The 14,354-nt window shown below is 36.5% G+C and carries 11 protein-coding genes; 7 read left to right on the top strand and 4 right to left on the bottom strand.

Translation table 11 applies throughout. From position 1 onward, the window contains the following. The first annotated feature begins 99 nt into the window (after window positions 1–99). Entirely contained in the window at window positions 100–1,845 is a 1,746-nt protein-coding gene (locus tag ACIQLB_RS21025) for a methyl-accepting chemotaxis protein (RefSeq protein WP_400730376.1), read from the top strand. An 86-nt stretch (window positions 1,846–1,931) separates the two neighbouring features. Continuing rightward, window positions 1,932–2,618 (top strand): hypothetical protein, encoded by a 687-nt coding sequence (locus tag ACIQLB_RS21020; RefSeq protein ID WP_400730373.1) that lies wholly within the window; start codon window positions 1,932–1,934, stop codon window positions 2,616–2,618. A gap of 199 nt (window positions 2,619–2,817) precedes the next feature. Here ACIQLB_RS21020 and ACIQLB_RS21015 read toward each other — a convergent pair whose 3' ends face one another. Continuing rightward, complete coding sequence (locus tag ACIQLB_RS21015) at window positions 2,818–4,512, bottom strand: methyl-accepting chemotaxis protein (protein ID WP_400730370.1); 1,695 nt, start codon at window positions 4,510–4,512, stop codon at window positions 2,818–2,820. Window positions 4,513–4,835: 323 nt separating this feature from the next. Then, a complete protein-coding gene (locus ACIQLB_RS21010; RefSeq protein ID WP_400730369.1) occupies window positions 4,836–5,831 on the bottom strand; it encodes a M23 family metallopeptidase in 996 nt (331 codons plus the stop codon). 623 nt (window positions 5,832–6,454) lie between these two features. Here ACIQLB_RS21010 and ACIQLB_RS21005 point away from each other — a divergent pair. The 3 genes from ACIQLB_RS21005 (at window position 6,455) to ACIQLB_RS20995 (ending at window position 11,150) form a co-directional block, all read left to right on the top strand. Then, complete coding sequence (locus tag ACIQLB_RS21005; RefSeq protein ID WP_400730452.1) at window positions 6,455–8,350, top strand: PrkA family serine protein kinase; 1,896 nt, start codon at window positions 6,455–6,457, stop codon at window positions 8,348–8,350. A 213-nt stretch (window positions 8,351–8,563) separates the two neighbouring features. Then, window positions 8,564–9,721 carry a sporulation protein YhbH gene (gene yhbH / locus ACIQLB_RS21000; protein WP_400730367.1) on the top strand — a complete coding sequence of 386 codons (1,158 nt, stop codon included), beginning with the start codon at window positions 8,564–8,566 and terminating at the stop codon, window positions 9,719–9,721. Window positions 9,722–9,749: 28 nt separating this feature from the next. Next, window positions 9,750–11,150: a SpoVR family protein gene (locus tag ACIQLB_RS20995; RefSeq protein WP_400730364.1), complete on the top strand. Its 1,401-nt coding sequence runs from the start codon at window positions 9,750–9,752 to the stop codon at window positions 11,148–11,150. A 157-nt stretch (window positions 11,151–11,307) separates the two neighbouring features. On the opposite strand, the gene ACIQLB_RS20990 is transcribed toward ACIQLB_RS20995, so the two are convergent. Continuing rightward, the gene (locus ACIQLB_RS20990) at window positions 11,308–11,667 is read right to left on the bottom strand and encodes a hypothetical protein (RefSeq protein ID WP_400730361.1); all 360 of its coding nucleotides are present in this window, start codon (window positions 11,665–11,667) and stop codon (window positions 11,308–11,310) included. A gap of 187 nt (window positions 11,668–11,854) precedes the next feature. Here ACIQLB_RS20990 and ACIQLB_RS20985 point away from each other — a divergent pair, with 187 nt between their 5' ends. Together ACIQLB_RS20985 and ACIQLB_RS20980 are read left to right on the top strand one after the other, a co-directional pair. Beyond that, window positions 11,855–12,733: a radical SAM/SPASM domain-containing protein gene (locus tag ACIQLB_RS20985; protein ID WP_400730450.1), complete on the top strand. Its 879-nt coding sequence runs from the start codon at window positions 11,855–11,857 to the stop codon at window positions 12,731–12,733. A gap of 322 nt (window positions 12,734–13,055) precedes the next feature. Further along, entirely contained in the window at window positions 13,056–13,844 is a 789-nt protein-coding gene (locus ACIQLB_RS20980; protein WP_400730448.1) for a DUF7225 domain-containing protein, read from the top strand. A gap of 24 nt (window positions 13,845–13,868) precedes the next feature. Here the strand turns inward: ACIQLB_RS20980 and ACIQLB_RS20975 are convergent, their stop codons facing one another. Then, window positions 13,869–14,258, bottom strand: a complete 390-nt coding sequence (locus ACIQLB_RS20975; RefSeq protein WP_400730359.1) for a helix-turn-helix domain-containing protein — start codon at window positions 14,256–14,258, stop codon at window positions 13,869–13,871. Window positions 14,259–14,354: the final 96 nt, after the last annotated feature.

Here is a 14,354-nt window from a genome sequence, read left to right as displayed (position 1 = left end):
ATTTTACCAGGAGAATGTTGTAAAATTTGTTGTTACAAACAATTCTATAGTAAATATTAACGTGGAAATGAAATTTTAAAAATTATAAGGAGTTTATCGATGAGAAGTAGCTTAAAAATTAAAATGTTAATGGTATTTTCAATTTTACTCGTTATTTCGTGTTTTCTGATTAGCTTTTTTATTTATCGTTCTTCATTGGAGCTAGTGAAAGAAACAGTTGGTCAGCAAAATGTAAATATGATTGATCAGGCAATCTCAAAGATAGACGTTAAAGGCTATCAAAGGTTAGAAATTGGTGCAAAAAAAGATGACTATTATTATGAATTACAAAAAGAATTGAGCTCTGTTAAAGAGCTTCATAAGGTATCTAGTTTGTATACAATGACTCGAGTAAAAAATGGTGATGGATATGACTACTACTATATGATAGATAGTGTACCGAATGATGATTCAACGATTGGCAATAAAGAAGAATCACCAGAATCTTATCCTAAAATGAAGCAAGTATTTGAAACAGGGAACATACAATTTCAGCTATCAAATGATTCACAATACGGAGCGGTGCTTGCCATCTATGCACCGATAAAAAATGATGCTGGCGAAGTTATAGGATTAATAGGGGCAGATTTAGATGCCGCGGAAGTTTATGTGGACATGAATGCTAATCAAATGAAAATTATCTTGATTACGCTAATTGTATTAATAGTAGGGCTCTGCATTGTTTATTTCTTCACAGATTATTTAACGAAGCCAATTAGAAAATTAACATCACAAGTAAAACAAGTTGGTAATGGCGATTTAACCGTAAAAATAGAAACAGATCGAAAAGATGAAATTGGAGTTTTGACAAATACATTCCAACAAATGGTGCTTGATTTGCAAAATATTATTATTGGAATCAATTCTGGCTCTAAGCAGTTAATCGATACGATTAACGGAGTGGCAAAAAGTAGTGAAAAGGCAACTGAAGCAATTAGTCACATTTCTGCTTCTATTCAGGAAGTGTCGGCTGGGGCTCATGCACAGTATAAAAGCTCAGAGGAAAGCTCAGCTACATTAGAGCAAATGTCGGAGGGCATTCAACAAATTGCCGAGGCTTCTTCAAATGTATCTCAATTATCATCTATTAGCTTACAAAACGTAGAGCTTGGAAATGGAAACATTGAAAAAGTGATTCATCAAATGAATATTATTAATGATTCCGTTCAATTATCCGCAAATGCAATTAAAAAACTAGAAAGTCAATCAAATGAAGTATCACTTATTATCAATATGATTCGTGATATCGCTTCACAAACTAATCTACTTGCCTTAAATGCTGCAATTGAAGCGGCTAGAGCTGGCGAATCTGGAAAGGGCTTTGCCGTAGTAGCTGAAGAAGTAAGAAAGCTTGCGGAGCAATCAGAAAAATCGGCGAATAGCATATCAAATTTGATTTCTAAAATAAGTGAGGATACGAGCTTAACTGTGCAAACGATGAATGTTGTAACAGAAAATGTAGAAGACGGTTTACAAGCTGTTGAAGAAGCTGGAAAATCATTTGGAAGTATTCTCCAATCTATTCAGGGTGTAGTATCTCATACAAAACAAGTTTCTGTAACCTCAGAAGAAATGTCTGCATTTTCTCAGGAGATTACAGCAGGTGTTATGGAAACAACGATGCTTGCTAATAAGGCTGCAAAGGCAACAGAAAGTGTTGTAGACCGTACGATGGAACAAGAAAGCTACAATCAAGATATCCTCCATTCTATTTTGAAATTGAATAAAATGGCAGAAGAACTTGAAAAATCCGTTTCAAAGTTTGATGTAGATGTTAGAAACACAGATAATTCCCATAGAAATTAAGAATGAAAAGATAATCGTTGGAATAAAATTTCTATTAACATGGATGAAATAATCCTATCGATTATCTTTTTGAGGGTGGGATATAGATGAAAACCTTTTTTCTTATATTTCTAGGAGTGATCTATTTATTACTAGCAAAGTCAGTCGAAACGGCTATATTTAGTAACGTATATTTTTTAATTGGTTTAGGACTATTAATAACAGGAATTATTCGATATGTTAAAGAACGATATATCTATATCAATACATTAAATGAAATGAAAGAGGCAAGTGAGGAGGAGTTTATGGCTATCCCTCATACACATTGTATCGTCTCAAATGATTGTTTAAGTGCTTTACTATTAAATGAACCTACAAATACACTGTTCCTCGTAAGTAGAGAAGATTTAGAAGAAGATTTGATAAAAAAAGAAATTCCATTCAATAAAATATATGAAGTTGCTATAGTAGAGGACGAAATGTATATGGCAAGGACTAGCAATAACTTCATAAGTGGTTCATTACTGAATGAAGAACTGGATATAGAAGAAGAGGAATTAGATGAAGAAGACCCTGAGTATAACACTGTATCTCAATTGACGTTAAAAATTGTAGCTGATAACTTATCTGACCCTATTCTAGAATATGCTTTTATGGATAACAGTGAGCCTATATCAAGAGAAGAGGATGAGTATCAAGAAGCGCTTGAGTTATGTGAGGAATGGTTTCAAAAGATCAGTGTTATTATCAAACGTTATGAGCTTGAAAGGGTACCAATTAGACATTGGCAATAAACTAATATGTAGTAAAGAAAGCTATCTCGAACGTAATGTCGAGATAGCTTTTTTAACTTCTAGGAATAATCTAGAGTGATGATCAGGTATCGTCTAAAAGTGATCGGGTGAGCCAGAAAAGTGCGCAGGGTACCAAAGGAATATCTTCTAGAAACCTACGTTCACGTTCTCTAACTTACAGAGTATTAAGAATCCGTACCTAAATTTTAAATTGCTGTAATTGGATATTTAGCTCTTCAGCCATACTAGCGAGCTGATTTGCACTCCTTGAAATTTCCTCCATAGTAGCGGCTGTTTCCTCTACAGTTGCCGTTGTTTGTTCTACGCCAGCCGCAGACTCTTGAGAAATAGAAGCCATTTCATCAACGGAGGCATTGATAGACTCGGAATTTTGAGCAACTGTATTTAGATTGCTTGAAATGGTATTTATGTTAATAATCATGTCCTCAACTGCTTCCGATATTTGTTCAAATGTTTCATTTGTTTGATTAAGTTGTGTTGTTCCTCTTTTTACTTCCTCATAGCCGGATTGTAGAGCAGTTGTTACATTGCCAGTTTCACCTTGAATGCGGTTGACGATTGTTGAAATATCAGTAGCAGAGAATTGCACTTGTTCTGCAAGCTTACGAACTTCATCGGCTACAACTGCAAAACCTTTACCGTGCTCTCCTGCACGAGCCGCTTCGATGGCAGCGTTTAAGGCAAGTAAATTTGTTTGATTTGAAATATCATCAATGACAGAAACAAGCTTGGAAATTTCAGCAGACTGCACATTTAAGCCTTCAACTTTTTTCACTGAATCTAAAACAATCCTATTAATAGCTGCCATTTGTTGTGTTGATTGTATCATTAAGCCTTTACCTGTAGTTGTTAGTTCTTGTACATGACTTGAATGCTTTTTTAATTCAATGCCTCCCTGTGTTGTTTCATGAATACTACGCTGGAAAGAAGCCATAGTTTCGGCTAAATCTCCTGCTGTAGATGCTTGCGTTTCTGTGCCGGAGGCTAGCTCCTGCATAGTCACGGTAATTTGTTCTGTACCTGATTGGATTTCATTAGAAGATTGGGCCAGCTCTTCGCTACTAGCTGCTACTGTTTCAGAAACAGCATGAATTGAGCTTATCGTTTGCTTTAATTTTTCATTCAGATCATTTGCAGAAAGCATTAATTGACCAATCTCATCACGATGATTTATTGGAAGTAGTTCATGTTGCAGATTACCATCCGCTAATTCGCTCATGCGCTTTGAGACAATCGTAATTGGCTTAGAAATATTGCCAGCAGTGACAATGGCGATTAGGATACCTGCAATTGTCAATACAATGCTAACAATCAGCCCAACTGTTTTATTGCTTAAACTTGTTGATACTACATCATCTCCTATCTTAGTAATGGCATCTGAGCGTTTATCGGCTAATTCTTCATAACCAATACGAACTTCGGTTACAAGATTGTTGATAGCTGTTAAATTTTTTAAGGCTAATTGTTTATCACCTTTTTTATAAACGTCGAATACTTCGGTGTTAACGCGATTGCTCCATGTACGTGCCATTTCTACTAGCGCCTCACGCTCAGGCGTATTTTCGTATTTCTCAACGATACTATTGTTTTCCTCAGCAATTTTACGATATTCATTAAATGTTTCTATGTATTTTTCTTCACCAGATACAACATAACTTAAAGCTGCAGAGAGACGAACACTCATAGACATTGCTAAATTTTTACTTGCAGTTAAGACGATTAAATCTTCTTTCACTAAACCCTCTGCTTGTTTTTCCATTTTATTATTAGAAATGTAAGTATAGGTTGTAAAACAAACAACTAATACTAACAAAAGAAGAAATGCACTTAATATTCGAGCTTTAAGTGTTTTAAACTGAAAAATACCTTTCATCTTTCCCCACCCTTTGCTAATTTTCAATGGTCTTTAAACTATAAATTGTTATAGTACAAATTTATTTTAAACTAAATCTTTATATAAATAAGCCCTTTTAATGGAAAAGTGAAAAATAGTTTTTTAGTACAATAACATTTTGATGTTAATGAAGTAGGTAGTTAAAAATATGTGTCTTTAGTGCAATTATGGAGTTTTTTTATTAGCTTTATGTATTTTTTTCTACTTAATGAAAAAAGCACTTGCTGCAAAAGTGCACCAAGCGCTCCGAAATGTATCTTCATTCAGCACCTCTCACCTTGGAAGGTAGCGAGATGTATTGATTATTGTTTCGCTTTTTTAGCAATTCGTTCCCATTGTAGTAATGATGGATATGGATCAAATGCCCATTCTGTACGTCCATTGAACTTATATATACCGTAGTGAAGATGAGGCGGGAATTTTCCGGACGTCCCTTCTTTACCGTAGCCAGAGCTACCAACATAGCCGAGAACAGTTCCAGGTTCGACAAGGTCTCCCACTTTAATCTTTTTATTATAACTACCAAGATGGGCATAATAATGATATGAATTATGATTATCTCGAATTCCTATGCGCCAACCACCAAATTGGTTCCAGCCCTTTATTTCCACTACTCCATAAGAGGTAGAAACCACTGGAGTACCATAGCTAGCGAAAATATCTGTTCCTTCATGAATACGGCGTCCGCCCCAGCCCCTATTGGCACCCCATGTACTCCGATAGCTGTAATCGTAATTAGTAGGGATTGGGAATGTGTGGGCATCGAGTTCAGTTGTTTTGAAATGACTATACATTTTGGAAATGGTGAAGATTTGATTTACGGCCTGTTCACTTCCGTAATATTCCCATAAAGCTAATTTAAAGTCCTCATCAGTTGTTCCAAATTTACTTAAAAAAGTAGCCATGGAGAATATGATATCGACATCATCCTTAGGACTAGCAACTCCATCACTATTGCCATCTAGCCCCATTCCGCCAAAGTAACTAATTGTGTCTGGGCGAGTATCATCTCTTACAGGATTTAAAGCACCTGACCAATATTCATCAGAAAATTGAATGGCAATGATACTATCTCGTTTCGGAATATCTTTACGAACTGATTGCAAATTGCGTTCATATTGGTCAATGGCTGCTAAGAAATACCATGGAATGAGTAATTCGTCAAATTGTACGTAATAAGCCATACGTTGCTGAACAATTTCTTCTTGGGTGGGTTCTTCTTTTGCTAAAGCAACAGCGGGGAGAGTAAAGCTTAATAAAAACATCCATGATAAAAGGAATATAAAATGGCGATTCAATAATGGACCTCCTTTCTAATGTTAGAATAACCGAATTTTTTATCTTCATTCAGCACTTTTTGTGGGAAAACGAAGCGGTAGAAATGAGCAATTTTGTGAAAAAAATCATCAGATATAACAATAACTGTTTCGACTTATCTTCAAAAATCGGAATTTTTTTAAAGTAAGTTGATTGGAGTGGAGGATGGGCGACTCCTCGGGGATTAGCAATAAAGGAACGAAGGCTAAAACCATCACATCCTGTGATAACGCCTTCGTGACCAACATCGTGTTGGCCCGAGACCCTGCAGCGAAACGAAGCGGCTAGGGGAACGAAGGCTAAATACATCACGTCCTGTGATAACGCCTTCGTGACCAACATCCTGTTGCCCCGACGCCCCCAGGAAGCTCTGCTCTGTGCGAAAGCGTAGCGACAGCAACAAAGCGCCCAGCCGGAACGGAAATCAACCCCTTGTTTTGCCGAAGAGCCATAATTATTTTTTTAGCGTTTAAATTCCTGTTATTCAGCAGGAAAAAAATTATAGGCAATAAGAAGAAACTTCGACAAAGAAAAAGTATTGGGTATCATAATGCCATTTACTTCATACTATGTTATAAATCAAGCCCTGAATGGAGGGAAGGCTATCAACATTTTAGATAAAGTGAAAAGCTATCGCGAAGAAGAAAATCGGCTGAAGTGGGAAGGTACATTTGCAGATTACTTAAACATCATCAAGGAAAGACCTGAAGTTGCTCAAACAGCCCATTCACGCGTCTACAATATGATCAAAAGTAGTGGTGTAGAGGAACGCGATGGGCAAAAAATGTATGAATTTTTTGGGCATGAAATTTTTGGGCTTGAAACAGCAATTGAAAGACTGGTGGAGGAATATTTCCATCCGGCAGCACGAAGATTGGATGTTAGAAAACGTATTTTGTTATTAATGGGACCAGTAAGTGGTGGTAAATCAACAATAGTGACCTTGTTGAAACGCGGACTTGAGCAATTTTCGCGAACAGATGAAGGCGCAGTTTTCGCAATTAAGGGATGTCCAATGCATGAGGATCCTCTACATTTAATTCCACATCATTTGCGTAATGATTTTTACGAGGAGTATGGTATACGAATTGAAGGAAGTTTATCGCCTTTAAATACGATGCGTCTTGAAAAGGAGTACGATGGACGTATTGAAAATGTGATGATCGAACGTATTTCTTTTTCTGAAGACAAACGTGTGGGCATAGGAACATTTACGCCATCAGATCCAAAATCACAGGATATTGCTGATTTAACAGGTAGTATTGATTTCTCAACAATCGGAGAATTTGGTTCAGAATCTGACCCTCGTGCATATCGTTTTGACGGTGAGCTAAATAAGGCAAACAGGGGTATGATGGAATTCCAAGAAATGTTAAAGCTTGATGAAAAATTCTTATGGAATCTTTTGTCCTTAACGCAGGAAGGTAATTTTAAAGCGGGTCGATTTGCATTAATTAGTGCAGATGAGTTAATTGTTGCACATACTAACGAAACGGAGTATCGTTCATTTATTTCAAATAAAAAGAATGAGGCGTTACATTCGCGTATTATTGTCATGCCGATTCCGTATAACTTAAAAGTTAGTCAGGAAGAATTGATTTACGAAAAAATGATAAAAGAAAGCGATATGGCACATGTTCATATTGCGCCGCATGCTTTAAAGGCCGCAGCAATCTTTTCGGTTCTAACTAGATTGGAAGTACCGAAAAAACAAGGTGTGGATCTTATAAAAAAAATGCGACTGTACGACGGAGAAAATGTGGAGGGATTTAATTCCGTTGACTTAGAGGAGCTGAAAAAAGAGTTTCCGAATGAAGGCATGAACGGTATTGATCCACGGTATATTATTAATCGTATTTCTTCTGCTATTATTCGAAAAGAGATACCATCTATTAATGCGTTAGATGTTCTGCGTTCATTAAAGGATGGGCTTGACCAACATGCTTCAATTTCTCAGGAAGATCGAGAAAAATATATGAACTATATTGCAGTTGCTCGAAGAGAATATGATGAAATTGCCAAGAATGAAGTGCAAAAAGCTTTCGTTTATTCGTATGAAGAGTCTGCAAAAACATTAATGAATAATTATCTTGATAATGTAGAAGCGTTTTGTAATAAAAATAAAATTTTCGATCCGTTGACTGGTGAAGAAATGAATCCAGATGAAAAATTAATGCGCTCTATTGAGGAGCAAATTGGCATTTCGGAAAATGCGAAAAAAGCATTCCGTGAGGAAATATTAATTCGTATTTCTGCTTATGCTCGAAAAGGTAAGCGTTTTGACTATAATTCTCATGAAAGATTACGAGAAGCCATCCAGAAGAAACTATTTGCTGATCTTAAGGATGTCGTAAAAATTACAACATCCTCAAAAATGCCGGATGAATCACAGTTGAAGAAGATTAATGAGGTTGTGGCAAGACTTGTTGATGAGCATGGCTATAATACAACATCTGCTAATGAATTATTGCAGTATGTAGGTAGTCTGTTAAATCGTTAGTGGCGTTGACCTATTCAGTGGAAACTATAAGACTATTGATAGGAGTGAATAGGAGTGTCCCATTTTAGGGCACTCCTTTTATCTTCATTCACTTATTTTTTACCGTAAGTAAAGTGACCACGAAGTGTAATTGATTTCTCTAAAAAAGTTCAAGAAAGCGAATCACTAGCATAGTATAGAAAAAGCGAATTTGATAGATGGGTGAGGATAAAAATGACTGAAAACGAAAATAAACGCTTTGCCATTTCTCAGGAAAATTGGTCCCTCCATCGTAAAGGGCACCAGGACCAGCAACGGCATATGGAAAAAGTAAAAGATGCTATTAAGAATAATTTACCCGATTTAGTTAGTGAAGAAAGCATTGTCATGTCCAATGGTCGTGAGGTTATTAAAATTCCTATACGTTCACTTGATGAATATAAAATTCGATATAACTATGATAACTCCAAGCATGTTGGGCAAGGGCAAGGGGACAGTAATGTAGGTGATGTGGTTGCGCGTGATGCCAGCAGAGGAAATCAGGCTAATGGTAAAGGAAAAGAAGCTGGTGACAAGCCAGGCCAGGATTATTATGAAGCTGAAGTAAGCATAGAAGAGGTTCAAAATGTGTTATTTAACGAGCTTGAGCTACCAAACCTACAGCAGAAAGAAAAAGCGGATATTAAAACGGAAAAAATTGAGTTTAACGATATTCGGAAAAAAGGTTTAATGGGAAATGTCGATAAAAAGCGCACAATCCTCAATGCGATAAAGCGTAATGCTATGCAAGGAAAACCAGAAATTACACCGATTCATAATGATGATCTGCGTTTTAAAACGTGGGATGAAGTGGAAAAACCTGAATCGAAGGCAGTGGTCCTTGCCATGATGGATACAAGTGGCTCGATGGGCTCCTTCGAAAAATACTGCGCAAGGAGCTTCTTCTTTTGGATGACAAAATTTTTGCGCTCCAAGTATGAAACAGTGGAAATTGAGTTTATTGCACACCATACCGAGGCAAAAGTAGTGACAGAAGAGGAGTTTTTCACGAAGGGAGAAAGCGGTGGAACGATTTGTTCATCTGCCTATATAAAGGCATTGGAACTAATTCGGGAAAAGTATAATCCTTCTCGATATAATATTTATCCAGTACATTTTTCAGATGGTGAAAATATATCAATGGATAATGAAAAGTGCTTAAAGCTAGTGGGAGAGTTAATGGATGTATCAAGCATGTTTGGATACGGTGAAGTCAATCAGCATAACCGTTTTTCAACACTTATGTACACATACAAAAAAATAGATGACCCTAAATTTAGATATCATATTTTGAGAAAAAAAGGCGATGTGTACGATGCCTTAAAGAGCTTTTTCAAAAAAAGTGAATCTTAAATCATGTTCAAAGGAGGGGACTAAAAAAGTGGAGAAGAAAGAGCTTGAACGAGCGATTGATGAAATTACAGAAATTGCCTCAAGCTTTGGCTTAGATTTCTTTCCAATGCGCTATGAAATTTGTCCGGCAGATATTATTTATACATTTGGCGCATACGGTATGCCTACTCGATTTTCGCATTGGAGCTTCGGTAAACAGTTCCATAAAATGAAGCTTCAATATGATTTAGGGCTAAGTCAAATCTACGAGCTAGTGATTAACTCAAACCCATGCTATGCATTTTTACTTGATACAAATACGTTAACACAAAATAAATTAATTGTTGCGCATGTATTGGCGCACTGCGATTTCTTTAAAAATAATGTACGCTTCTCCAATACTAGAAGAGACATGGTGGAGAGCATGACTGCAACAGCTGAACGGATAGCTGGTTATGAAAGGGAATATGGAAAGGATGAGGTCGAACAGTTTTTAGATGCGGTTTTAGCGATTCAGGAGCATATCGATCCATCCCTTTTACGACCAAAGTTGGCTTGGAATACGGGAGATGAAGAAGAGGAAATTACTCAAGCAAAATCACAGTATGATGATCTATGGCGTTTAGATGATAAGGAAAAAGAATATAAATCGGTAAGGCGAAAAATAAAGCACTTCCCGCCAAAGCCAGAAAAAGATATATTGCTATTTTTAGAGGAGCATAGTCGAGAGCTCGAGGACTGGCAGCGAGATATATTAACGATGATGCGTGAGGAAATGCTTTATTTTTGGCCGCAATTAGAGACAAAAATTATGAATGAGGGCTGGGCTTCCTTTTGGCATCAACGTATAATGCGGGAGCTTAAGCTAACAACAGCGGAAACGATTGAATTTGCGAAGTTAAATGCAGGTGTTGTGCAGCCTTCAAAGACATCCATTAATCCTTATTACCTTGGTGTGAAAATATTTGAGGACATTGAAGAGCGCTATAATCATCCAACGGAAGAGATGAGAAAGCTAGATGTACAACCGAACTCTGGGCGGGAGAAAATATTTGAGGTTAGAGAGATAGAGTCGGATATATCCTTTATCCGCAATTATTTAACGAAGGATTTAGCAAAGCGAGAGGATCTTTATTTGTTCCAGAAAAAGGGCAATGAATACCGTGTTACAGATAAGGATCATGAAATGGTACGAGATCAGCTCATCTCGATGCGTGTAAACGGGGGATTCCCATATATCGTCGTTAAAAATGGGGATTATCTTCGCAACGGAGAGCTCTATTTAGTGCATGGCTATGAGGGAATGGAGCTCGATCCACGCTATTTAGAAAACGTTTTGCCATATATTTATCAGCTATGGGGTCGTCCTGTTCATTTAGAAACATATGTGGATGGAAAACCAATGCTTTATTCATATGATGGTACAAAAAATTATAAACGCAATGTGTGAGGCGTGATTCCTTGGTGGATAACAAAACAAAAAACTTCTATCTGTTGGTATGAAATATTTTTACAGATAGAAGTTTTTTGCTGTTTCAATAAAGGCTCATCGCTATAATGTGGGGTTGATTTCCGTTTCGACTGGGCGGGATGAATCTAAATAAACTTTATTCATTTTCATTTTCATCTTCACTACTTTCACTATGATTTGAAGATGAATGGATATCGCTGTCGATGACTAAACTGTCTCTCACTTTTATGCCTTGCTGTCCGCCAGCTTCATCATTATTGTCTCCAGCAATACCGCTTCTACCATTTCCGTCGGCGAATTGGGAGTTTACATTTCTAGTACTGCCGTTTATTGCATTTTGACCGCCTTGGTTGGCATTAGTACCTACATCCTTATTTATTTGTCCCCCACCTTCAGCCCTTTGTTCAAAGTGGATTTCTTTATTGCCAATATTAATAGTAAGGTTGATGGTAATATGATTTTTAGATGGATCCTTTGAATGTTCATTTTCAGGCATAATTTTCACCTCCTTTATTTTAGCATTACTATTAAGTTATTAATCTTTCTCTAGCTTACTTGTTCATGTAGCCCTAAGATGTATAAATAATACGAGGGGAAGGAGACTGAAAAACTGTTCCTTATCGTAAAATTTGTTAAAATGAATAGGATTTGAATATATGAAGAACTGGAACGGTGAATCAACGTTGAGAACATTTAAAAAGGTTTATATAGAAATAACGAGTGTCTGTAATTTAGCTTGTAGCTTTTGTCCTCCAACTGCTCGTGCAAAGGGACTTATTAAAGTGGAACAATTTAATAAAATATTGGATGAAATACGTCCTCATACGAAATATATTTATTTGCATGTAAAAGGGGAGCCACTATTACACCCACGTATTGATCAGCTGCTTGACGCAGCGCATGAGAAAGGTTTTAAAGTCAATATTACAACGAACGGTACACTGATTAAAAAGAATCATGAAAAGATACTAGGGAAACCAGCCTTACGCCAAATCAATTTTTCTTTGCATAGTTTCGACGGTCATGAGGGATCGGAAAATCGTGAGAAATATTTAGGAGATATTTTGGATTTTGTGCGTGCTTCGAAAGAATATAATACAATTATTTCATATCGTTTATGGAATTTACAAAGGGATCATGTAACGGATATTGCGGCACGAAGAAATCGTGAAACGCTCGAAATTCTAGAAAATGAATATAATCTTGATTTTCGCATCGAAGAAAAAGTGCAACCTGGTAAAGGTGTAAAGATCGCTAATAATATTTATTTAAATCAAGATCATGAATTTAAGTGGCCAAGCTTACTGGAGCCTGAGGATGAAGGAAAAGGCTTTTGTCATGCACTACGAAGCCAAGCCGCTATTTTAGTGGATGGTACAGTAGTGCCGTGCTGTCTTGATGGTGAGGGCGTTATTAATTTGGGGAATGTGAACGAGAAATCCTTCACAGACATTGTTCAAGGTGAACGTGCAAATAATATTGTCGACGGATTTTCACGTAGAGAAGCAGTCGAAGAGCTATGTAGAAAATGCGGCTATCGTCAAAAGTTTGGAATGGAATAAAGTGAAGACTAATAATCCGTGGGGTTTTTTTATCTCCACGGATTATTAGTTTTCACCAATCGGGCATTTACGGGCAGTTAATCGCCCACCTAACTTCCTTTACTTTCGCAGAATTTTGAGGTGGGAGTCTTGTACCTGACACTTCGCTTTCGGTACATAAATTACTGCCCGTTTATGCGGGATAGACAGATCCATTTGGTTTTAGACTAAATGGACTTTTTTGTGGACATGGACAAAATATGGGATACCTACTTGATAAAATAAAGCTAGAACGAGTGGCTTTTATGATAAAGCTAAAAGGGAGGTATAAGTAATTATGACTATGACTATCTATGAGCAAATAAAAGAAGTACTGGCGGATAAACAGAATCAAATGGTGACACCTGCAGAAGTGAAAGAAGAGCTACAAAGGAAATTTAATACCAATCCAGGAAGTGTCATTTTATCGGACTATTGTTACAATCGCTATAATAAAGGGATACCTTTCCAAAAACATTTATTTCAATACATTACGAAAAGCACTTACAAATACATAGGGGAAAATTTCGCATATACGGGACTTGTATTTCATAAGCCACAAAAACAGAGTGGTGAGCAAATCGTAGGAGAATGGCGAAACGGTATAAAAGTACTTTATGAAGAACCTATTAATACAACGGAGTCATTAAATATTGTTAGTACTAATCAAATCGTTAAGTTATACGAGGATTATAATGAGATATTAAAGTACGAAATGAGCCTACTTGGCTGCAAACCTACAGAATTACGCCATTTAATTGGCCGAATTGGAGAGTTTTTATGTGCAATCGTTACAAAAGGAAGTCTTTCTAGACAGACGAATCAGCATGGATTTGATGTCATCAGTAACGGAAAAAGAATTAGTGTGAAAACGACAGCACAAAGTACAGGTTTTATTACATTAAATCAAAATACATTTAACGAATTTGATGAAGTCTTCGTTGTACAATATAGTAATGATGATTTTAATATTATTTACTTCGGGCCAAAGGAGCCAATTCAACATATTGCTAGAAAATATGAAAATAAATACGAGGTGGATATTAGTCGCATTAAAGCAGTGTATCAAGAGTTTTCAAAAAATAATTTGTAGCTAGCCGTCAAAACAGCTCCAACGTCATTTACTATTGGAGCTGTTTTTCTTTGATTGTGAATCAATAGTATCTAAAAAATCCTTCGTAATGCGTACTACGTATTTTACCTCGTCTAAATTGCGCTCCCTTAATACTGATCGATGTATGTCAAGCACAAGGTTCTTTTCTTCAATATCAGTAACACCCGATAATTTTTGAAAATTAAAAAGCTCCTCAGGGGCAATATCTAATGCTTTCATCAGCGTTTCTAAAGTGCTTAATGTGATATTAGATTGCCCGTGTTCAATGTTTGAGATTCGTCCTTTACTAAAACCTAGTTTCCCCGTTTTTTCTGCTACTTCTTCCTGACTAAGCCCTTTGGATACCCGAATAATACGGAGTTGTTCGCCTACTAGCTTTAAAAAGTCTGACATATGATTCACCTCTAAGTAAAAAGCTAGTGAAAAACATTAAAAATGCCTATACCATTATAGTAGTATAATAGAGATAATGTTACAATAAAATGGTAC

Source organism: Lysinibacillus sp. NPDC092081, from assembly GCF_044755845.1.
Taxonomy (GTDB): Bacteria; Bacillota; Bacilli; order Bacillales_A; family Planococcaceae; genus Lysinibacillus.
Note: the sequence above shows the minus strand (reverse complement) of the source record. Positions and strands in the feature narration are given on the sequence as shown.

Excerpts from the sequence above, each read along its gene's own strand:
- ACIQLB_RS21025 (WP_400730376.1), top strand. The coding sequence starts at position 100 with ATGAGAAGTAGCTTAAAAATTAAAATGTTAATGGTATTTTCAATTTTA.
- ACIQLB_RS21020 (WP_400730373.1), top strand. The coding sequence starts at position 1,932 with ATGAAAACCTTTTTTCTTATATTTCTAGGAGTGATCTATTTATTACTA.
- ACIQLB_RS21015 (WP_400730370.1), bottom strand. The coding sequence starts at position 4,512 with ATGAAAGGTATTTTTCAGTTTAAAACACTTAAAGCTCGAATATTAAGT.
- yhbH (WP_400730367.1), top strand. The coding sequence starts at position 8,564 with ATGACTGAAAACGAAAATAAACGCTTTGCCATTTCTCAGGAAAATTGG.
- ACIQLB_RS20990 (WP_400730361.1), bottom strand. The coding sequence starts at position 11,667 with ATGCCTGAAAATGAACATTCAAAGGATCCATCTAAAAATCATATTACC.
- ACIQLB_RS20980 (WP_400730448.1), top strand. The coding sequence starts at position 13,056 with ATGACTATCTATGAGCAAATAAAAGAAGTACTGGCGGATAAACAGAAT.
- ACIQLB_RS20975 (WP_400730359.1), bottom strand. The coding sequence starts at position 14,258 with ATGTCAGACTTTTTAAAGCTAGTAGGCGAACAACTCCGTATTATTCGG.